Source organism: Amycolatopsis ponsaeliensis, assembly GCF_030182635.1.
GTDB classification, from domain to species: domain Bacteria; phylum Actinomycetota; class Actinomycetes; order Mycobacteriales; family Pseudonocardiaceae; genus Amycolatopsis; species Amycolatopsis ponsaeliensis.
The window spans coordinates 194,064-213,541 of record NZ_JAPZLD010000011.1; the positions used below are offsets into that span (position 1 = coordinate 194,064).

A 19,478-nucleotide genomic window follows, 5' to 3' on the forward strand; every position below is an offset into this window, starting at 1 on the left:
CGATGAACGTATGAACACGGCTCGGCTGCTCCTTAGCCTGCCGCGCTGACCGGGTCCGGCCCGGCCGGCGCGGCGACCCCTCATGCCCTGGTGGCTGAGGGGTCGAGTTGTTTCTGGAGTACCTCGCGACGAAGGAAGACGGCGATGACCGAGACAACAGGGACCGACGTCCCGGCGCACCGCTACACGGCCGCGCTGGCCGGCCAGATCGAGCAGCGGTGGCAGGACCACTGGGCCGACCAGGGCACCTTCCACGCGCCCAACCCCGTCGGGCCGCTCTCGGTCGAGGGGCAGCCGGTCCCCAGCGACAAGCTGTTCGTCCAGGACATGTTCCCGTACCCGTCGGGCTCCGGCCTGCACGTCGGGCACCCGCTGGGCTTCATCAGCACCGACGTCTTCGCCCGGTACCACCGGATGATCGGGCGCAACGTGCTGCACACGATGGGCTTCGACGCGTTCGGCCTGCCGGCCGAGCAGTACGCGGTCCAGACCGGGCAGCACCCGCGCAAGACCACCGAGGAGAACATCCGGACCTACCTGCGCCAGATCCGGCGCCTGGGCCTGGGCCACGACGAACGCCGTCGCATCTCCACGATCGACCCCGAGTACTACCGCTGGACGCAGTGGATCTTCCTGCGGATCTTCAACTCCTGGTACGACACCGACGCCGGCAAGGCGCGGCCGATCGCCGAGCTGGAAGCCGCGTTCGCCGACGGCTCACGCCCGGTGCCCGGCGGGAAGGACTGGGCGTCGCTGAGCGCCGCCGAGCGCAAGACGGTCATCGACGACCACCGGCTGGTCTACATCTCCGAGGCGCCGGTCAACTGGTGCCCGGGCCTGGGCACGGTGCTGTCGAACGAAGAGGTCACCGCCGACGGCCGCAGCGAGCGCGGCAACTTCCCCGTCTTCCGCCGCAACCTGCGGCAGTGGATGATGCGGATCACCGCGTACGCCGACCGCCTGGTCGACGACCTGGACCTGCTGGACTGGCCGGAGAAGGTCAAGTCCATGCAGCGGAACTGGATCGGCCGCTCGCACGGCGCCCGCGTCACCTTCAAGACCGGTGACGACGCGATCGAGGTCTTCACGACCCGGCCGGACACCCTGTTCGGCGCCACGTACATGGTGCTGGCGCCGGAACACCCGCTGGTCGACAAGCTGACGGCGGACGCGTGGCCCGCGGACGTCGACGCCCGGTGGACCGGCGGCGCGGCGACGCCCGCCGACGCCATCAAGGAGTACCGCGTCGCCGCCTCCCGCAAGTCCGAGCTGGACCGGCAGGAGAACAAGGAGAAGACGGGCGTCTTCACCGGCGCGTACGCGACGAACCCGGTCAACGACAAGCGGATCCCGATCTTCGTCGCCGACTACGTGCTGATGGGCTACGGCACCGGCGCGATCATGGCCGTCCCCGGCCAGGACGTCCGCGACTGGGAGTTCGCCGAGAAGTTCGGGCTGGACATCATCCGGACCGTGCAGCCGTCGGAAGGCTTCGACGGCAAGGCGTTCACCGGCGACGGCCCGGCGATCAACTCGGGCTTCCTGGACGGCATGGACGTCGCCGAGGCCAAGAAGACGATCATCGAGCGCCTGGCCGAGGACGGCACCGGCGTCGGCACCGTCCAGTTCAAGCTGCGCGACTGGCTGTTCTCGCGCCAGCGCTACTGGGGCGAGCCGTTCCCGGTGGTCTACGACTCCGACGGCGAAGTGCACGCCGTCCCCGAGTCGATGCTGCCGATCGAGCTGCCCGAGGTCGCCGACTACTCGCCGGTGACGTTCGACCCCGAGGACCGCGACTCGATGCCGTCGTCCCCGCTGGCCCGCGCGACCGACTGGGTCGAGGTCGAGCTGGACCTGGGTGACGGCCCGAAGAAGTACCGCCGCGACATCAACACGATGCCGAACTGGGCGGGTTCGTGCTGGTACCAGCTGCGCTACGTCGACCCGACCAACGCGGAGTCGTTCTGCGCGCCGGAAAACGAGGCGTACTGGATGGGCCCGCGCCCCGGCGAATACGGCGCGGACGACACCGGCGGCGTCGACCTGTACGTCGGCGGCGTCGAGCACGCGGTGCTGCACCTGCTGTACTCGCGGTTCTGGCACAAGGTGCTGTTCGACCTGGGCCACGTGACGTCCAAGGAGCCGTACCGGAAGCTGTTCAACCAGGGCTACATCGAGGCGTACGCGTACACGGACGCGCGCGGCGTCTACGTCCCGGCCGAGCAGGTCGAGGAGCGCGGCGGGAAGTACTTCTTCAACGACGAAGAGGTCACCCAGGAGTACGGCAAGATGGGCAAGAGCCTGAAGAACGTCGTCACGCCGGACGAAATGGCCGAGAACTACGGCGCCGACACGTTCCGGTTCTACGAGATGGCGATGGGCCCGCTGGCCATGTCGCGCCCGTGGGCGACCAAGGACGTCGTGGGCTCGCACCGCTTCCTGCAGCGGCTGTGGCGCCTGATCGTCGACGAGACCACCGGCGAGCTGCGAGTGTCCACTGAGGACGCTTCGGAGGCGGACCGCAAGGTGCTGCACCGCACCATCGCGGGCGTCCGCGAGGACTACGCGGAGATGCGGTTCAACACGGCCGGCGCGAAGCTGATCGAGCTGAACAACCACGTGACGAAGACGTACGGCGCGGCCGCGTCGACGCCGCGCGAGCTGGCCGAGCCGCTGGTGCTGATGCTGGCGCCGCTGGCCCCGCACATGGCGGAGGAGCTGTGGCACCGCCTGGGCCACGCGGATTCGCTGGTGCAGGGCCCGTTCCCGGTGGTGGACGAGAAGTACCTGGTCGAGGACTCGGTCGAGTACCCGATCCAGGTCAACGGCAAGGTCCGCTCCCGCGTGACGGTGGGCGCGAACGCCGCTTCCGACGACGTCCAGGCGGCAGCCCTGGCCGACGAGAAGGTCGCGGCCCTGATCGGCGACGGCACCCCGCGCAAGGTGATCGTGGTGCCGGGCAAGCTGGTCAACATCGTCCTGTAACGCTCCGTCGGAAAGCCGCCGGTACTCGGCGGTCATCCCCGATTTGATTGAACGGTCAAGGAAATCCGTTCGATCGAAGGAGAACCGGGGATGACCCTCGACGGCAAGGTGGCGCTGGTGACGGGCGGCAGCCGCGGCATCGGCGCGGCCACGGCACTGCGGCTCGCCGAGGACGGCGCGGACGTCGCGCTGACGTACCAGCACAACGGCGCGCGGGCGGCCGAGGTGGTCGAGCAGATCAAGAACCTCGGCCGTCGCGCGCTGGCGATCCAGGCGGACTCGGCGGACGCGGACGCGGTGTCGGCGGCCGTTTCGGCGACGGTCGCCGAGTTCGGCCGGCTGGACGTGCTGGTGAACAACGCGGGCGTCGGTTTCGTCGGCGCTTTCACCGAAACCGCGCTCGAGGACGTCGACCGCGTGCTGGCGGTGAACGTCCGCGGCGTGTTCGCGGCGACCCAGGCGGCGGCCGGCGTCCTGGGTGACGGCGGCCGCGTGATCACGATCGGCAGCTGCGTGACCGATCGAGTGCCCGGCCCGGGCATGGCGTTGTACGCGACGAGCAAGGCGGCGATGGTCGGCCTGACCAAGGCGCTGGCGCGGGAGCTCGGCCCGCGCGGCATCACGGTCAACCTGGTCCACCCGGGCCCGACGGACACGGACATGAACCCGGCCGACGGCCCGTACGCGGCGGACCAGCGGGCGTTGACCGCGTTCGACCGCTACGGGAACCCGTCGGAGGTGGCGGCCGCGGTGTCCTACCTGGCTTCGCCGGCCAGTGCTTACGTGACGGCGGCGACGCTGTCGGTGGACGGCGGCCACGCGGCCTAACCGGTGTAGAGCCCGATCTCCCGGGCGAGGTCGATGAGCATCGCCTCGAACAGGACGTCCGGTTTGGACATCGGGATCGGGTAGTTGCCGAAGACCTCGAGCGTGACGTGCCCGTAGAGCCGGGCCCAGAATTGGATCATCAGGTACGTCACGCCGAGGTCGATCTTCTCCACCGGCACCGCCCGATCGGACTCGGCGAGCACGGTGACCAGCGATTCCTGGAACGTCTGGAGGTCGTCCCGCAGCTCGTCGGGCACCCCGCTGGCGGACGGCAGCACGATGTCGGTCCGCGCGAGCACCCGCCCGGCGGCGGCCAGGAAGATGCGGCCGAAGGGCTCGTCGACCCGGCTCAGCGCGGAGCCCGCGGTGGACCCGACCCCGCCGGTCGGCGACGCGAAGACCAGCGTGAATTCCTTCGTGTGGGTGAGCGCCCAGCGCCGGAAGCCCTTGCAGATGGCGAACAGCTGCATGATCCCGTCGTCCGGCAGCTCGGCGATGTCCTCGGCGAGCTCGTCGGCCAGATCGGCGCAGACGTCCAGCCGCAGGTTCTCGACGAGGTCGTCCCGCGACTCGTAGTACCGGTAGAGCGCGGGCGCGGTGATCCCCAGCTCCCGCGCGATGGCACGCAGGGTGACCGCCTCCGGCCCCTGCTCGACGAGCAGCTTCCGGGCGGTCCGCCGGATGTCCTGTTCGGTAGCCGCACGCGCGCGACCCCTCCGCGTGGGGTGGCTCATCCGAACAGTCTAGGTGCTTACTACGACAAGTCTTGCATTAACGCGATCTGCGCCGTAACGAAAAGGTGCAGCTCAGCCGCGCGAAGACTCGACGAGGCCAGGCACGCGCGTCAGCGGCCGCAGCAGCCACATGCCCACGACGGCCATGCTCATGAAAGCCCACGCTATGAGCCGCTGAGCAGCGCGGACACCCGGTTGACCGCCCGGACGGGTGGGGAAACCCCGGGGTCTTCGTCACAAAGAGCCGAACTACCCGCAACTGTCGGTGCCATGTGCCACACTCGGTCGCCGTACGGCTACTGACGTGAACGGGGAGGTTCGCGTGACGAACCCTGAGCAATTGCTGGCCGGCTTCGACGCCAAGATCGCCGAGGCCAAGCAGCGCGGTGATCGCATGCAGGCCGAGATGGCCACGGTCTCGGTGTCCGAGCGCAGCCAGGACGGGCAGATCGCGGTCAAGGTCAACCACCTGGGCAACCTCGTCGGCCTGGAGATCGGGCCCGGGGTGCGGGAGAAGGCGAACCTCGCCGACGAGATCCTGCGGACCGTCCAGCGCGCGCAAAGCAGGCTGGCGGGCGCCGTCCAGACCGGGATGCCGTCGATCGCCGGCACCGAAACCATGACCGAGCTGGTCGAGCAGCTCCACCGCGAGTACCCGGAGCCCGAACCACAGGGGTTCGTGGAGGGCGGCTACGCGGCCCCCGCCACCGATGGGGCGCGCTTCATCGCGGAGGAAGAGCCACCCCCGCCGGCCACCGCGAAGCTGGCCCCGCCGCGCCCAGTGCGTCCCGAAGCCGGGGAAGGCGCCGACGACGACTACTTCAGCGACGGCGACTACCTGCGCTGACCAGGGGAACGAGGGAGGGAAGACGATGAACAGCCCGCAGGCGGACATCCGGATCAAGCCGGAGCAGTTGCTGGAGCACGCGAAGAAGCTCGAACCGTTCGTCGACCGGTTCGCGAAGACGCTGGATGCGGCGGCCCAGGTCGTCGACCCGATGGCCTTCGGGCTCATCGGCCAGGCCTGCGGTCTCGGCGCGCTGTGCGGCGTGGCCCAGACCCTGGGAAGCGACTCCATCGGCCACGCGAAGAACGTGGCCCAGGAGCAGATCGACCGCGTCCGCACCTGGTCGCAGCACGTCGAGTGGCGCGAGCAGGACGTCAAGGACAGTTTGGACGGTATCCACCTTGACTGAGAACGCTTTGGTGACGGACGCCAAGAAGAAGGTCGACGAAGGTTCTTCGGCGCTCGAAGGTGCCGGGATGGCGCAGGACTTCTGGGACGCGGCGACCAAAGCCGCCGACGGTGACTGGACGGAAGGCCTGCTCAACCTCGGTTTCGGTGCCGCCGGCGTGATGGAGTTCCTCCGGGACCCGATCGCCGGCCTGGCCAGCATGGGGCTCGGCTGGCTGATCGAACACGTCGAGTTCCTGCGCGCTCCGCTCGATTGGGTGACGGGGAACCAGGAACAGCTCGACATCATGCAGGAGACCTGGGGCAACATCAGCGACGAGATCGACGCGGTGGCCAAGGACCTCCTGGAGACGGTGAAGGCCGACAGCGCGGAGTGGACGGGTGAAGGCGCGAACGCCTACCGCGCGTTCACCGCCGAGCTCGGTGACATGTACTCCGGGGTCGCCGGCGGCGCGAAGGCCGTCTCCGTGCTGATCGATGTCTGCAAGAGCATCCTGAACGTCGTGCGCAGCGTGCTGCGCGACCTGCTCACGGAATGCATCGGCAAGCTGATCAGCATCCTCGCGCGGTATCCGGGACCCGCCGCGCCCGCCGGCCTGGCCGGCGAAGGGACTGCCGAGATCGTCAAGTGCGGCTCGCGGATGTCGGAGTGGCTGCAGAAGCTCATGCGGGCCTTCCAGAAGGGCATCAGCCAGTTCAACCACCTGAGCGGACTCTTCAGGACCGTCGGCCAGAAGCTGCTCGCGGCACTGCGGGACGCGGCTCACGCTGCGCCGGGCATCTTCAAGGACGCGCTGAAGGAGCTGCCCAAGGCACTCGGTGAAGAGGCCGGAAAGGAAGCGGGCAAGAAGACCGCGGGCGCCTACGACGAGGCCGACAAGAAGTACCGCGAGAACCACTACAACGAGAAGAAACCCGCGGCGGCCGAGCCGGTCTTCCAGCAGCAGGGCGCCCAGCGCATCTCCGGGTCGATCTAGCCGCCGTGGTGTCGACGACTCCCGGTGAGCCGGAAACGGCGGTGGTGCGCGTCCGGCTGCCGATCCACAACCCGCCGTCCGAGCTGAGGATGGCCGTCGGGTGCATGGCCTTCTTCGGTGTTGTGTTCGCCGTCCTGGCCGGGCTGCTGGTGTGGGCGCGCAGTCAGGATCCGGTCGTGTACCTGGTCGCGCCGGCGCTCGGCGTGCTGGCGTTGGTGTGCTTCTGCTTCCGGCCGATCCAGCGGCGGTACCTGCGCCGCAACGGCGCGATGGTGACGGCGAGGGTCGAGTTCGGCCCGGACGGGTTTCGGCAGCCGCTCGAAGACAAGACGACGCTCGTCCTGCCCTGGGACGACGTCCGGCGATTCGTCTTCCGGGAAGGTCAACCGGAAGACCGGGTCGCGCTCGCCGTCTCGCTGACGGACGACGACGCGATCCGCAACCTGACCCCCGACTGCCGGCACGAATCCGAGGACGGCTTCATCCTGTCGTCGGCGATGGCCCGGGACGAGGCGGAAAAGGCATTGGCGGCGATCGAGCGGTATCGCCCCGGGCTCGGCCGCTGGACCTCCAAGAACGTCCGGCGTGGTGGCTTCGGCGTGCCGAACCCGGTGAAGCGCCTGGTAAAGCGCTGGCGCGCCGACCAGCCGGGAGCGGTCATCCGCGCCGAGCAGGCGTCTGCCGTCCGGCTGGTGCTCCTGTGGACGGCTTGGCTGGCCGTCATCGCCGACTTCGTGGCGCCCGCCTTCTACGACATCCCGCCGGGGATTCCGTTGCCGGTCGCCGTGGCGATCTGGGTACTGCTCTACGTGACGCGCTACCGGGGCGAATTCGGCGAGTTCGCCCTGACGCCCGCCGCGATCACCTGGCGCCCCAAGGAAGGCGACCCAGTCACGGTGCGGCGCGCCGACCTCGCCCGGCTGACTGTCGAACCTTCGGCGAGGAAAGCCACCCGCCACTACGTCGCCGTCCACGCGATTCGCCGCAACGGCGAGGATCAGCTGTTGGCAGCGAAAGTTTCCCCCGGTGCGGCCAAACACCTGCTGCAGCTGGTGACCACGTGACTGTTCCCACCGTCCGGCGTCCGGGATGGCGCCGGATCGCCCTGTTCACCGTCCTCGGCCTCATGTTCACGATCGGTTCGTGGACGGCGGTGGCGCGGATGACCTTCAGCCACGGTCCCGATCGCCAGGGCTCGTCGAACGCCGTCGCCCGGGTCGAGTCGTGTGAGCGGGTCGGACCCGTCAGCCGCGGGGGGATCGGCTTCTATTGGGTCTGCGTCGCCGAAGTGACCGCGAAAGACGAAAGTCCCCGAGCAGTACGGTTCGACCTCGACGAGCTGACTCCGGATGACGCCGGGAAGGCTGTTCCCGTCGTCGACGTGGACGGGAGGTACCGGCGTTCCGCCGAGACGCCGAAGATGCCGTCGTGGATGCCGATCCTCGTGGTCGGCCTGCTCTTCCTGCTGTGCGTGATCGAGCGGCAGCGCAGCAAACGCCGCTGGCAGCGGAGGATGGTGCGGCACTCGGCCGATGCCCGGCTGTCGTCGCCGGTCTGCGTCCTGCCTGCCGCGACCGGTGGCGGCGGCGCGTCCGGCAGGCGCGTGATCTCGCCTGGCGAGTGGTCCCGGCGGCAGTACTGGCGGATCGCCGGTCCGACAGTGGGTGCCGGTGCTCTTGCTGCGGTCCTGGCGGCGCTGGTCGGCAATCCGGAGGGGCGGCGCGCCCTCTTCGTCTTGGCGTTGTTCGGGTTCTCCGCGCCGTTGTGGCTGAACGTCGTCACCCCGCGCGGGTACCGCACCAGCCGGAAAGCCGCGCACCTGTTCGTCTCGGACACGGGAATCGGCTGGGAGCGCCTGCCTCGCGACGAGCACTTCGGGCTCAACTGGGACGAGGTAGCCGAGGTGCGCGTGCTGACCGTGGCCTACGACGGCCTGGTTCTGCGTGTCGTCGACGTGTTCCCGGTCGCCGATTCGGTGCTGGGACAGCGTCCGGAGCTGCGGCCGTTCTGGGAGGTCGGCGCGATCCTCGGCCCACACCGGCTGCCGGGTGAGCGGGGCGCGGTCCGGCTGCCTCATGTCTTTTCGGAGGCCGCGGTTCGAGACCTGCGGGCGGCGATGACGGCCTTCCGGCCGGAGCGGTACCGCGAGTTCACCGCCGAACTCGGGCCGGTCCGGCGTGAGGCGCCGCCGACGCCGATCACTCGGGGGGCTACGTGATCGGCGCCGGCGACATGATGCCCTGTTCCGGCTCTCGCCGGTCGGGGCACCGTCACCACGTCTTGCGTGGTGACGCACCTGGAGAGCGGGACCGGTCCGCATAGTGACGGCCGGGGGAATGTGATCCCCCGATCGAGTGACGGGCATCCGCTGCTCGCATGATTGTCGCACTCAACGCCGGATAAGTTACAAAAACCTTCACTTTCCTCTTCCCCACCCTTCCCGACCTGGTCGGACGGCTTTCGTGGCACAGTGCGGGGATGAACTCCGACGTCCTCGTTGTGGGATCCGCCAACGCCGACCTCGTCGTCGCGGTGGACCGGCGGCCGGCAGGTGGCGAGACCGTGCTGGGCGGCGACACCGTGCTTTCGCCGGGTGGCAAGGGCGCCAACACCGCGGTCGCGGCCGGCCGGCTCGGGGCGGACGTCGCGCTCCTCGGTGCCGTCGGCGACGATCCCTACGGCCGGTTGCTGCTCGACTCGCTGCGCGCCGCCGGTGTCGACACCGGACTCGTCCGGACCAGCGACCGGCCGACCGGCATCGCCTACATCACCGTCACCCCGGACGGCGAGAACGCCATCCTCGTCTCCCCCGGCGCCAACTCGAGCCTCGAGCCCGCCGACGTCGACGCCGTCTTCGACGGGGTCGAGATCATGGTCGCCTCGCTCGAGGTTCCGCTGCCGACCATCGAGCACGCCGTCGCGCGGGCCGCCGAAAAGGGCGTCAAGGTACTGCTGAACCTGTCGCCGGCGGCGAAGCTGTCCGCGGAGACGCTGGCGAAGCTCGACGTCCTGCTCGTCAACGAACACGAAGCCGCGTGGCTGGCCGGGTCCGGCGCGGACTTCCGGAAGCTCCTGGAGCTCGGACCGCGGGCCGCCGTCGTCACGCTCGGCGCGGCGGGTGCGGTCGTCGTCGAGCAGGACGACGTGACCGAGGTGGGTTCGCCGGCGGTCGAGGCCGTCGACACCACCGGCGCCGGGGACGCCTTCGCGGGTGCGCTCGCGGCCTCGCTCGCCGACGGCGCCAACCTCGTCTCCGCGGCGAAGCGCGCGGTGCGCGTCGCGGCCTTCAGCGTGACGCGGCACGGTGCGCAGCCGTCCTACCCGACCGCCGCCGACCTGGGGGAATGATCATCCGAGGGCCCGTGTTGCACCTCACATGGGCGACTCGTTCGGTTCGGCCTGGTGGCGCGGCTACGCAGCTCAGCTGAGGGCGATCGCGGAAGCACGCCGGCCCGACCACCTGGCGATCATGCCGCTCGACGAAACCCTGAAGGCGCTCGGCAAGCAGACCGAGGTCGACGAAGGCGTCTACGACGTCCCGCTGGAGGGCATCGTCGGCACGGTCGCCCGCGCCGGCGACTTCGACCGCGAGTTCCGGCCGCGCAACCGGGCGCTGCGCGATCGCTGGGAGCGGCTGACGCGGACGTCGGCCGACCTCCCGCCGGTGCGGCTCGTGCGCCTGTCCGACATGTTCTTCGTCGACGACGGTCACCACCGCGTCGCCATCGAGCGCGCCCGCGGCGCCCGGACGATCCGCGCGCGGGTCCGCTGGATCAGCACAGTTGCCTGCGCGCTGCGCTGCCTGACGCTCGCGGACCTGCCGTCGAAGACCGCCGAGCGGATGTTCCTCGAGCGCGTCCCGCTGCCGGACGACGTCCGCCTCGGGCTGTGGCTCGACGACCCGGCCGACTGGTTCCGGCTCGCCGACTCGGCCGAAGCCTGGGGTTTCCGCCGTATGCTGGCCGGACGGCCGGTGCGCAGCCGCGGCGAACTGGCCGAAGCCTGGTGGCACGAGGAGGTCCGGCCGGTGCTCGAACAGGTGCGTCAGCGAGGGTTGTGCCCGCCACCACGAGATATCCAGACCTACTTGAGCTATGGTCTAGACCATGTCTGAGCTTCTGTCCGGGGTCGCCGTCAGCCCCGGCCGCGCGAGTGGTCCCGTCGTCCGCGTCGCGGAGCCGCTTGGCGAGCCCGCCGCCACCCCGGCCCCTGCCGACCCCGCCGCCGAAGCCGCGCGTATCGCGCCCGCCGCGGCGATCGTCGCCGGCCGGCTGGAGAAGCAGGCGGAGACCGCCACCGGCGAGGCCGCGACGATCCTCATCACGACCGCCGCGATGGCAGCCGACCCGGCGCTCGCTTCGCAGGCCGAGCAGCTGGTCAAGACGCAGGGGCTGCCCGCCGCGCGAGCCGTCCACCAGGCCGCCGAAGGCTTCGCCGAAGCGCTGGCCGCCGCGGGCGGGTACATGGCCGAACGCGTCCGCGACGTGCGCGACGTGCGCGACCGGCTGGTCGCCGAGCTGCTCGGCATCGCGCCGCCGGGAGTGCCGGAGCTGCCGTCGCCGAGCGTGCTGGTCGCACGCGACCTCGCGCCGGCCGACACCGCGGGGCTCGACCCGGCGAAGGTGCTCGCCCTGGTCACCGAAGAAGGTGGCCCCACCAGCCACACCGCGATCCTGGCGCGGGCGCTGGGCATCCCGGCCGTCGTCGCCGTGCGCGGCCTGCTCGCGCTGGAGGCCGAGGCGCTCGCCGTCGACGGCGACGCTGGCACGGTCGAGGTCGCCGACCCGTCGGCGCCGATCGTCACGGCGACCAAAGCGCAGCTGGCCGACTGGAACGGCACGGGCGCGACGTCCGACGGCCACCGCGTGAAGGTCTACGGCAACGTCGGCTCCCCGGCCGACGCGCAGGCCGCGGCCGACGCGGGTGCGGAAGGCGTCGGCCTGTTCCGCACGGAATTCTGCTACCTGGACGCCTCGGACGAGCCGTCGGTGGCCGAGCAGCGCGCGGCGTACACGGCGGTGCTCTCGCCGTTCCGCGGCAAGCCGGTGATCGTCCGGACCCTGGACGCGGGCGCCGACAAGCCGTTGGCGTTTCTCTCGCCGGAAGTCGAGCCGAACCCGGCGCTCGGCGTCCGCGGGCTGCGCGTGGCGTTCGACCGCCCCGAGGTGCTGGACCGCCAGCTCGAGGCGATCGCCGGCGCGGCGGAAGATTCGGGCGCCGAGGTCTCGGTGATGGCCCCGATGGTCGCGACGGTCGAGGAAGCCACCTGGTTCGCCGCCCGCGTCCGCGCGGCGGGCATCGCCCGGGCGGGCGTGATGATCGAGATCCCGGCGGCGGCGCTGAGCGCCCGCGAAATCCTCGAAGCGGTGGACTTCGTGTCCGTGGGCACGAACGACCTGGCCCAGTACACGTTCGCGGCGGACCGCCAGCTGGGCGCGGTGGCGAAGCTCAACGACCCGTGGCAGCCGGGGCTCCTGCGCCTGCTGAAGCTGATCGGCGACGCGGCCAAGGCCACGGGCAAGCCGGCGGGCGTGTGCGGCGAGGCGGCGGCGGACCCGAGGCTGGCACTGGTCCTGGCTGGCCTGGGCCTGACGAGCCTGTCGATGAACGCCCCCGCGGTCCGCACGGTGGGCGCGAGCCTGGCGACGGCGACGCTCGCGGAGTGCGAGGCGCTGGCAGAGGCGGCGTTGGCAACGTCGGACCCGGCGGCAGCCCGGGCGGCGGCTCGCCCCTGACGGAGGCCGCCCGGCTTCGAAGGCAAGCGGCGGAGAGGGCTGGGTAGGGAATCCGCTGCCCAGCCAGCGGCTTCGAGTGCTTCGGGTGCCAGCCTCGGAAGGGGCGCGTGGGCCGCAATCGGGCCGGGCGGGGAATCGCGGAGCCAGTGCCTCGACGGGCGTCGGCATCAAGCGGCGGAGGGATCCCGCTGCCCGGCCAGTGGCCTCGAGAGACTCGGAAGGGCGGGCTGGGCCGCAGGTGAGGGCCGGGCGGGGAAATCGCAGCTCAGCGGCATCCCGCGCCGGCTCCGCGGTCCCGGACAAGCCCCGCGGGCGCTCGAATCAGCCCCTCCCGCAGGGGCGCCCCCCCCCACTTTCAGTCTATCGGTCATCACCGACAGTGCCGGTCTGTGCGAACCTGACCTCGCGGAGTTGTCCACATTGACCGAGGGGTGTGGACAACCCCGTCCTAAGCCGTGAAGGCCGCCTCCCAACCGAGGCGGCCTTCACGGCTTTCTCGACACACCTCGACAAACTCCGACCGAGCTGTCGATTCCGGCCCGGCCCGCTCGACGAAGTGGTGAAAGCACCACCGAGCCGAGAGGAAGCAGCCATGACCACCACCGCCGAAGCGCAGGCCGGGGTTCCGGCCGGGACGGAGACGGCGAGGGCCGGGCGCCGGGAGTGGATCGGGCTTGCCGTGCTGGCCCTGCCCACCCTGCTCGTCTCGCTCGATGTCTTCGTCCTCGTCCTCGCGCTGCCGAAGATCGCGTCCAGTCTTCACGCCGATGGCACCGAACAACTCTGGATCATGGACACCTACGGCTTCATGGTCGCCGGGTTCATGGTCACCATGGGGACCCTCGGCGACCGGATCGGGCGGCGGAAACTGCTGCTCATCGGCGCCGCCGCCTTCGGTGTCGCCTCCGTTGGCGCCGCCTTCGCCACGACTCCCGGCATGCTCATCGCCGCGCGGGCCGTGCTCGGGGTCGCCGGGGCGACGCTCGGTCCCTCCACCCTCTCCCTCATCGGGACCCTCTTCAAGAACCCGCAGCAACGCGCCCAGGCCATCGGGATCTGGGCCGGCTGCTTCACCGTCGGCGCCATCATCGGCCCGATGGTCGGTGGTGTCCTGCTCGAGCACTTCTGGTGGGGCGCGGTCTTCCTGCTCGGCGTTCCGGCCATGGTCCTGCTGCTCGTCATCGGCCCGAAGCTGCTGCCCGAATACCGCGACGAGCGGGCCGGCCGCCTCGACCTGCCCAGTGTCGGCCTCTCGCTCGCCGCCATCCTGCCCGCCGTCTACGGAATCAAGGAGCTCGCTCGCGACGGCGTCCACCCCGTTCCCGTGGCCGCCCTCGTGGCCGGCCTGGCCGTCGGGTACGTCTTCGTGAAGCGGCAACGCGCCCTGCGAGACCCCCTGGTCGACTTCAGCCTCTTCGCCGCGAAGGCCTTCCGCACCACGCTCGGCGGGATGCTCCTGTTCAGCATGCTCGGCGGCACCACGATGCTGTTCACCGCGCAGTTCCTGCAGGTCGCGCAGCACCTCTCGCCGGTCGGGGCCGCGCTCGGGCTGCTCCCGGGGATGGCCGCCTCCACCGTCAGCTTCCTCGCCGCGCCCGCCCTCGCGCGCCGGGTGAAGCCGAACGTCCTGATCGCCGGTGGGGTCGCCCTCGCCGCGGCCGGCATGGTGATCCTCGCTCTCGTCGATCCCGCCGCCGGGCCCGCGTGGCCCGCGCTCGGGTTCGCCGTGACGTCGCTGGGCGTCGGCCCGATGGTCGCGCTCGGCACCGATCTCGTCGTCGGCTCGGTGCCGCAGCGCAAGGCCGGTGCCGCCGCGTCGCTGGCCCAGACCGTCAACGAGTTCGGCTACGCCCTCGGCATCGCCACCGTCGGGACCCTGGGCAACGCCGTCGCCCGCGCGCACGGCCTCCCCAGCGGGCTGCACGTCGTCGCCGGGCTCGCCGCCGTCGCGTTCGTCGTTCTCGTCTGGTTTGTTGCGCGGAACCTTCGGGCCGCCTGAACAGCGCGAAGGCCTCCCCACCCGATGCCTGGGTGGGGAGGCCTTCTTGACGCCGGGGGCAGAGGGACCCCGGCTAGCCGAACAGCCCGCGCCGCGGGTGCCGGATGACCAGCGAACCGCCGTGGACCCGCCCGCTCAGCACGAAGCGCGGGTTCCCCATGTGCCCGTTGCTGCGCGTCTTGTCCTCCAGCGAGCCGAACTTGACGTCGGTGATCGAGTTGACGTCGACTGCCGCGTGCTCCGGGATGATCACCTCGACCGAACCCCACTTGGCGTCCAGCTCGATGTGCACCACCGGCGACTGCACCTGGGCCTCGGTGAAGTCGAGCTTCGTCGAGCCGTACTTGTTGCGCACGACCATCTCGGGCGGCACCACCCACGGCCCGCTGCGGACCAGCGACGAGTACTTCGCGTTGAGCTCGAACCGCCGTCCGGGCGAGTAGCCGCCGGCGAAACCCACCGGAGGCGCGTACGACGGCGCGGCGGCGGACGCGGCCGCCGGGTGGTACAGCCCGGCGAGGTCGGCCAGCACGGCGTTCAGCTCGCCGCGGGTCCGCGACGCCAGCGCACGGTCGGTGCGCTCGGTGAACTCGTCGAGGTCGATCATCCCCCGGCCGATCGCCTTCTGCAGCACCCCGACGACGTGCTCGCGCTCGTCGTCGGACACCCGAAGATCGCGCTCGCCCAACGGCTTGGTTTCGGTCACCGGTTCCGCCGCCGCGTTCTCTTCCTCGCCCATGTCCATGATGGTAGAACCGGATTTCACCAGGGAGATCGGGGGAAAACCCTGAACGGACCCGTATTCCGCGCCGCCGCCCTCTGCGCGGCGCTGGCCGTCCTGTCCGGGTGCACGGGCGAAACGCCGCCGCCGAGCCCGAGCAGCACGAGTACATCCCCGACCGCCCCGCCGACCCTGCCGGAGGGACTCACCGGCGTGCGGACGACCGGTGGCATCGGCGTCACGGCCCTCATCCCCACCACCGGCCCGACCCTGTTCGACGCCGACGCCGGACCCGTCGCCACCCCGCCGGGCTATCCCGGCGGCGACCTGGGGCTGAGCGTCATCCGGGTCGGGAAGTCCGCCGTCCTGACGGCCTATCCGACGGGCGCCGACAGCGACGACCCGTTCGAGGTCCTCGTCTACACCGGACCCGCGAGCCCGCCGCGCTCCCTCGGCCGCGCCTGGTCGGTGGCCCCCGCCGCCGACGGCGAAAGCGTCTGGGTCATCCGTCAGGACGCGCCCGACACCTGCCGGCTGCAGCGCGTCTCCCTTTCCGGTAGCGAACTCGGCCACGGCCAGCCCGCCAGCTGCCGCACCCAGGTCCGCGCCGGGACCACACGCGGCTTGCTGATCACCATCAACGGAGACGCCGCCGAATCGACGGACGCGCTGATCGATCCGGAGACCGGCCGCACGATCCAGCAGGCGCCGCGCATCTTCGGCGTCGCCGGCGACCGGATGCTCCTCGACGGCCTCACCGAGCTCACCCTCGTCGACCTGCGTGACAACAGCCGCAAACAGCTCAGCCGGCCGGTGATCGCGCGGACGCCGACCGTCGTCCCCTCGCGCGACGGCAGCGTCTGGGCCGTCGACTTCGCCAACCCCGCCTACCGCGGCACCAGCACGCAGACCCGGGACCTGTGGCTGCTGCACCCGGACAGGCTGACCTGGGAACACGTCGCCGCGATGCCGTTCATCACCGAGCACCTCAAGCGCGGCGGCGGCTTCGACTGGTCCGAGGACGGTGACCTCGTGCTCGCCGACGGCGTTCTCGCGGCCTGGCACCCGGGCGAGCCGGCGTGGCGGCTGGGCAAAGCGGCGCTGCCGACGACCATGTGGTCGGGGTTCGCCGTGCTGCCCTAGCGGCTACTCCTCGTCGAGGCCGTGTTCGATCGCGTACCGGGCCAGCTCGACGCGGTTGTGCAGCTGCAGCTTCCGCAGCGTCGACTGCACGTGGTTCTCCACCGTGCGGTGCGACAGCACGAGCCGCTCGGCGATCTGCCGCGCGGTCAGCCCCTTCGCGACCAGGCGCAGGACGTCGGTCTCGCGCTCGGTCAGGCGGGGCGGCTCGGCCCCCTCGGCCGGGGCGTCGGCCATCCGCCGGTACTCGCCGAGCACCAGCCCGGCCAGGCCCGCGGTGAACACGGGGTCGCCTGCCGCGGTCCGGTGCACCGCGTCCACCAGCTCCGCCGCGGACGCCGACTTGACCAGGTAGCCGGACGCGCCGGCCTTCACGGCCTCCAGGACGTCCTTGTGCTCGCCGCTCGCGGACAGCACCAGCACCCGGGTCGACGGCAGCGCCGACGTGATCTCGCGGGTGGCGTCCACCCCCGACGTGCTGCCGAGGTTGAGGTCCATCAGCACGACGTCCGGCCGGACGGTCCGCGCGATGCGCAGCGCCGCGTCGGCGTCCGGGGCGGTCGCCCGCACGTCGAAGCCGTGCTCGGTCAGGTCGCGGGCCACTCCGTCGCGCCAGATCGGGTGGTCGTCGACCACCATCACCGAGATCCGCTCCTCGCTCACTTCGCACCCCTCGTGCTCGGCACCTTGACCTCCCACTCGGTGCCCCGGCCGGGCCCGGTGTCGAGGGTCGCGCTCCCGCCGAGGTCGCGCACCCTCCCCCGGATGGATTCCACCACACCGAGGTGCCCGTCGGCGGCCGCTCGCGCGAGAACTCCGTCCGGAATGCCCGGTCCGTCGTCGCGGATGCTCACCACCACCTCCGTGCCGAGGTCCTCCAGCAGTACCCACGCCTGTGCACCGGCGCCCGCGTGCTTCTCCACGTTCGAAAGCGCTTCGCGGGTTACGGCGACCAGCTCGTCGGTGACGTGGGCGGGCAGCTCGACGTCGTCCGCCGGGGTCGAGACCTGCACCGACGACGTCGCGAGCAGCTGCAGCGCGGCTCGCAGGCTGGTCGTGCCGCTGTCGTTCGGCGTCAGCGGTTCGGTCGTCACCAGCGACCGCAGCGCGATCTCCTGCTCGCCGGCCAGCTTCGCCAGCTCGGCCGCTTCGCCGCCGACCTCGTTGCCGCGCTTGCGGACCCGGGCCAGCACCTGCAGCACGCTGTCGTGGATCGACCGCGCCAGCCGCTCCCGCTCGGCCGTCGCTGCTTCCTTCCGCAGCGCCTGCTCCAGCCGCGCCGCGGACCGGCGGCCCATCGTCGCGGCCATGCCGACCAGCAGCCCGGCGGCGGCGAGCAGGACGCCGTCGCGGGCGACGTCGATGTCGAACTTGTCCCGCGCCAGCCCGGTCGCCACGCCGAGGACCAGCCCGGCCAGCACCCCGCCGCTCGCCCCGAAGCGCGCGCCGGCGGCGACCGGGGGCACGGCCGCCCACACCGTCGTGATCAGGGGGACGTTCGAGGCGAACTGCTCGTCGCTGAGCACCCAGTGCGAGGTCAGCAGGAGTGCGGTGGTGAGCACGAGGTCGAAGACCACCAGCGCCGGCGGACGCGTCCGCTCGCGCAGGTAGAAGAAGCTGCTGACGACCGACCACAGGGCCATCACGCCGAGGACCGTCCAGGCCAGCCACTCACGCTGGTAGTGCCCGCTCTGGATGATCACGGTGCCGCAGGCGAACGCCCAGGTGAGCACGCGGAACGCGAGCACGCCGCGCCACATCGGCGTGATCGGGTCCGGGGAGCGCCGGACGGTCACGGCTGGTCGGTGCGCTTGGGCGGCTCGGCCGTCGACGCCTCGGCTTCCTTCTCGGCGACCGTCGCGATTTCGGCCTTCGGCCCGCCGGGTTCGGCGTCGTTCGGCTGCGCGGCCTGGTCCTTGAGGACGTTCACCTCGGCGGGATCCGGGTTGGTCTCGTGCAGCAGCGACCGGACCCCGGCGTTCAGCACCGCCAGCAGCGGCACGGCCAGCAGCGCGCCGGCGATCCCGCCCGCGACCAGGCCGGCGGTGATGGCCAGGACCACGGCCAGAGGGTGCAGCTTCACCGCCCGCCCGAGCAGCAGCGGCTGCAGGATGTGGCTCTCCAGCTGCATCACGCCGATCACGATGGCCAGCACGATCACCGCGCCGATGAACCCGTTCGTCACCAGGGCGATCAGCACCGCGACGCCACCGGTGATGACCGCGCCGATGATGGGGATGAACGCGCCGATGAAGACCAGCGTCGCCAGCGGGATCACCAGCGGCACGCCCACGAGCCACAGGCCGACGCCGATGCCGACCGCGTCGACCACGGCGACCGCGGCCGTCGCCCGCACGTAGCTGACCAGCGACGCGAACCCGCGGCGCCCGGCGACGTCGACGCGGTTGCGGACCCGGCGCGGCACCCCGCGGCACAGGAACGTCCAGATGCCGTCGCCGCCGCTGAGGAAGAAGATCGTGATGAACAACGTCAGCAGGAAGCCGGTGAGGATCTCGCCGACGGTGCTCGCCGTGGTCAGCGCGGTCGTCGTGATGGACGCCTGGTTGTTCTGGATGAACCCGATCGCCTGGTTGATGAAGTCCTGGATCTGCTCCTGGCGCAGGTGCGGCGGGCCGTTCAGCAGCCAGTTCTTGATCTGGTCGAGGCTCGCGTTCACCTGCTGCTGCAGCTGCGGCAGGCCGGAGGAGAACTGCGTGACGACGAACGTCAGCAGCCCGCCCAGCACGGCCAGCCCGGCGATCAGCACGATCGCCGTCGCCAGGCCGCGCGGGAACCTCACCGCCACCAGCTTCTGCACCGCCGGCGCGAGCAGCGCGGACACCAGCAGGGCGATGGACAGCGGGATGATCACGACGGACAGGTAGCCGATCACCCAGACCACGGCGTACAGCGCGGCGACCACCACGATGAACCGCCACGCCAACGCTGCGCTGATGCGCAGGCCCCGGGGGATCAGCCCGGTGATGTCCTCGTGCTCCGGCAGGAACGGGTCTTCGCGTCGCGCGTGGCTCACTGGCACACCGTACTGGCAAGACCGTCCGATTCGGCCGCTTTCCCGCGGCCACGTCCGGCACCGATCACTGCCAGGCGTGATCACCCGCCGTCAGACCGGGCTACACAGTGTGTCGTTCACACGATGGGGG

General features: G+C 71.0%; 17 protein-coding genes. 12 read left to right on the top strand and 5 right to left on the bottom strand.

The genetic code is table 11. The annotated features are described in order from the left end of the window. Window positions 1-144: 144 nt before the first annotated feature. Complete coding sequence (gene leuS / locus QQ657_RS18805) at window positions 145-2,985, top strand: leucine--tRNA ligase (protein ID WP_284743464.1); 2,841 nt, start codon at window positions 145-147, stop codon at window positions 2,983-2,985. Between the two features lie 90 nt (window positions 2,986-3,075). Then, entirely contained in the window at window positions 3,076-3,813 is a 738-nt protein-coding gene (locus QQ657_RS18810; RefSeq protein ID WP_284743465.1) for a 3-oxoacyl-ACP reductase family protein, read from the top strand. On the opposite strand, the gene QQ657_RS18815 is transcribed toward QQ657_RS18810, so the two are convergent. Continuing rightward, window positions 3,810-4,547 carry a TetR/AcrR family transcriptional regulator gene (locus QQ657_RS18815; RefSeq protein ID WP_284743466.1) on the bottom strand — a complete coding sequence of 246 codons (738 nt, stop codon included), beginning with the start codon at window positions 4,545-4,547 and terminating at the stop codon, window positions 3,810-3,812. The two genes, QQ657_RS18810 and QQ657_RS18815, sit on opposite strands and share 4 nt — an antisense overlap. Window positions 4,548-4,869: 322 nt before the next feature. On the opposite strand from QQ657_RS18815, the gene QQ657_RS18820 reads away from it, so the two are divergent. From QQ657_RS18820 to QQ657_RS18860, 9 genes are all read left to right on the top strand, one after another. Then, window positions 4,870-5,394: a YbaB/EbfC family nucleoid-associated protein gene (locus QQ657_RS18820; RefSeq protein WP_284743467.1), complete on the top strand. Its 525-nt coding sequence runs from the start codon at window positions 4,870-4,872 to the stop codon at window positions 5,392-5,394. A gap of 25 nt (window positions 5,395-5,419) precedes the next feature. Then, window positions 5,420-5,743: a hypothetical protein gene (locus QQ657_RS18825; RefSeq protein WP_284743468.1), complete on the top strand. Its 324-nt coding sequence runs from the start codon at window positions 5,420-5,422 to the stop codon at window positions 5,741-5,743. Further along, entirely contained in the window at window positions 5,736-6,719 is a 984-nt protein-coding gene (locus QQ657_RS18830; protein ID WP_284743469.1) for a hypothetical protein, read from the top strand. The genes QQ657_RS18825 and QQ657_RS18830 overlap by 8 nt, the downstream gene beginning before the upstream one ends. A 5-nt stretch (window positions 6,720-6,724) precedes the next feature. Next, a complete protein-coding gene (locus QQ657_RS18835; RefSeq protein ID WP_284743470.1) occupies window positions 6,725-7,783 on the top strand; it encodes a hypothetical protein in 1,059 nt (352 codons plus the stop codon). Then, window positions 7,780-8,937 (top strand): DUF6346 domain-containing protein, encoded by a 1,158-nt coding sequence (locus QQ657_RS18840; protein WP_284743471.1) that lies wholly within the window; start codon window positions 7,780-7,782, stop codon window positions 8,935-8,937. The genes QQ657_RS18835 and QQ657_RS18840 overlap by 4 nt, the downstream gene beginning before the upstream one ends. Before the next feature lie 260 nt (window positions 8,938-9,197). After that, window positions 9,198-10,067, top strand: a complete 870-nt coding sequence (locus QQ657_RS18845) for a ribokinase (RefSeq protein ID WP_284743472.1) — start codon at window positions 9,198-9,200, stop codon at window positions 10,065-10,067. Between the two features lie 28 nt (window positions 10,068-10,095). Continuing rightward, window positions 10,096-10,833 carry a hypothetical protein gene (locus tag QQ657_RS18850; RefSeq protein ID WP_284743473.1) on the top strand — a complete coding sequence of 246 codons (738 nt, stop codon included), beginning with the start codon at window positions 10,096-10,098 and terminating at the stop codon, window positions 10,831-10,833. Beyond that, window positions 10,826-12,454 (top strand): phosphoenolpyruvate--protein phosphotransferase, encoded by a 1,629-nt coding sequence (ptsP, locus tag QQ657_RS18855; RefSeq protein ID WP_284743474.1) that lies wholly within the window; start codon window positions 10,826-10,828, stop codon window positions 12,452-12,454. Before QQ657_RS18850 ends, ptsP begins: the two co-directional genes overlap by 8 nt. A gap of 592 nt (window positions 12,455-13,046) precedes the next feature. Then, window positions 13,047-14,453, top strand: coding sequence for an MFS transporter (locus QQ657_RS18860; protein ID WP_284743475.1), 1,407 nt, complete (start codon window positions 13,047-13,049; stop codon window positions 14,451-14,453). Window positions 14,454-14,526: 73 nt separating this feature from the next. Here QQ657_RS18860 and QQ657_RS18865 read toward each other — a convergent pair whose 3' ends face one another. Next, window positions 14,527-15,192 carry a DUF1707 SHOCT-like domain-containing protein gene (locus QQ657_RS18865; protein WP_284743476.1) on the bottom strand — a complete coding sequence of 222 codons (666 nt, stop codon included), beginning with the start codon at window positions 15,190-15,192 and terminating at the stop codon, window positions 14,527-14,529. Between the two features lie 195 nt (window positions 15,193-15,387). On the opposite strand from QQ657_RS18865, the gene QQ657_RS18870 reads away from it, so the two are divergent. After that, on the top strand, window positions 15,388-16,317 hold the full coding sequence (locus QQ657_RS18870; protein WP_284743477.1) for a hypothetical protein: 930 nt from the start codon (window positions 15,388-15,390) through the stop codon (window positions 16,315-16,317). A 3-nt stretch (window positions 16,318-16,320) separates the two neighbouring features. On the opposite strand, the gene QQ657_RS18875 is transcribed toward QQ657_RS18870, so the two are convergent. The 3 genes from QQ657_RS18875 to QQ657_RS18885 are packed head-to-tail and all read right to left on the bottom strand — an operon-like array spanning window position 16,321 to window position 19,348. Then, window positions 16,321-16,953, bottom strand: coding sequence for a response regulator (locus tag QQ657_RS18875; protein WP_284743527.1), 633 nt, complete (start codon window positions 16,951-16,953; stop codon window positions 16,321-16,323). Between the two features lie 20 nt (window positions 16,954-16,973). Next, window positions 16,974-18,110 carry a MacS family sensor histidine kinase gene (gene macS / locus QQ657_RS18880; RefSeq protein WP_284743478.1) on the bottom strand — a complete coding sequence of 379 codons (1,137 nt, stop codon included), beginning with the start codon at window positions 18,108-18,110 and terminating at the stop codon, window positions 16,974-16,976. Further along, on the bottom strand, window positions 18,107-19,348 hold the full coding sequence (locus QQ657_RS18885) for an AI-2E family transporter (protein ID WP_284743479.1): 1,242 nt from the start codon (window positions 19,346-19,348) through the stop codon (window positions 18,107-18,109). The genes macS and QQ657_RS18885 overlap by 4 nt, the downstream gene beginning before the upstream one ends. Window positions 19,349-19,478 lie beyond the last annotated feature (130 nt).

Coding starts and splice junctions, on each gene's coding strand:
- leuS (WP_284743464.1), top strand. CDS start 145: ATGACCGAGACAACAGGGACCGACGTCCCGGCGCACCGCTACACGGCC.
- QQ657_RS18810 (WP_284743465.1), top strand. CDS start 3,076: ATGACCCTCGACGGCAAGGTGGCGCTGGTGACGGGCGGCAGCCGCGGC.
- QQ657_RS18815 (WP_284743466.1), bottom strand. CDS start 4,547: ATGAGCCACCCCACGCGGAGGGGTCGCGCGCGTGCGGCTACCGAACAG.
- QQ657_RS18825 (WP_284743468.1), top strand. CDS start 5,420: ATGAACAGCCCGCAGGCGGACATCCGGATCAAGCCGGAGCAGTTGCTG.
- QQ657_RS18845 (WP_284743472.1), top strand. CDS start 9,198: ATGAACTCCGACGTCCTCGTTGTGGGATCCGCCAACGCCGACCTCGTC.
- QQ657_RS18850 (WP_284743473.1), top strand. CDS start 10,096: ATGGGCGACTCGTTCGGTTCGGCCTGGTGGCGCGGCTACGCAGCTCAG.
- ptsP (WP_284743474.1), top strand. CDS start 10,826: ATGTCTGAGCTTCTGTCCGGGGTCGCCGTCAGCCCCGGCCGCGCGAGT.
- QQ657_RS18860 (WP_284743475.1), top strand. CDS start 13,047: ATGACCACCACCGCCGAAGCGCAGGCCGGGGTTCCGGCCGGGACGGAG.
- QQ657_RS18865 (WP_284743476.1), bottom strand. CDS start 15,192: ATGGGCGAGGAAGAGAACGCGGCGGCGGAACCGGTGACCGAAACCAAG.
- QQ657_RS18875 (WP_284743527.1), bottom strand. CDS start 16,953: ATGGTGGTCGACGACCACCCGATCTGGCGCGACGGAGTGGCCCGCGAC.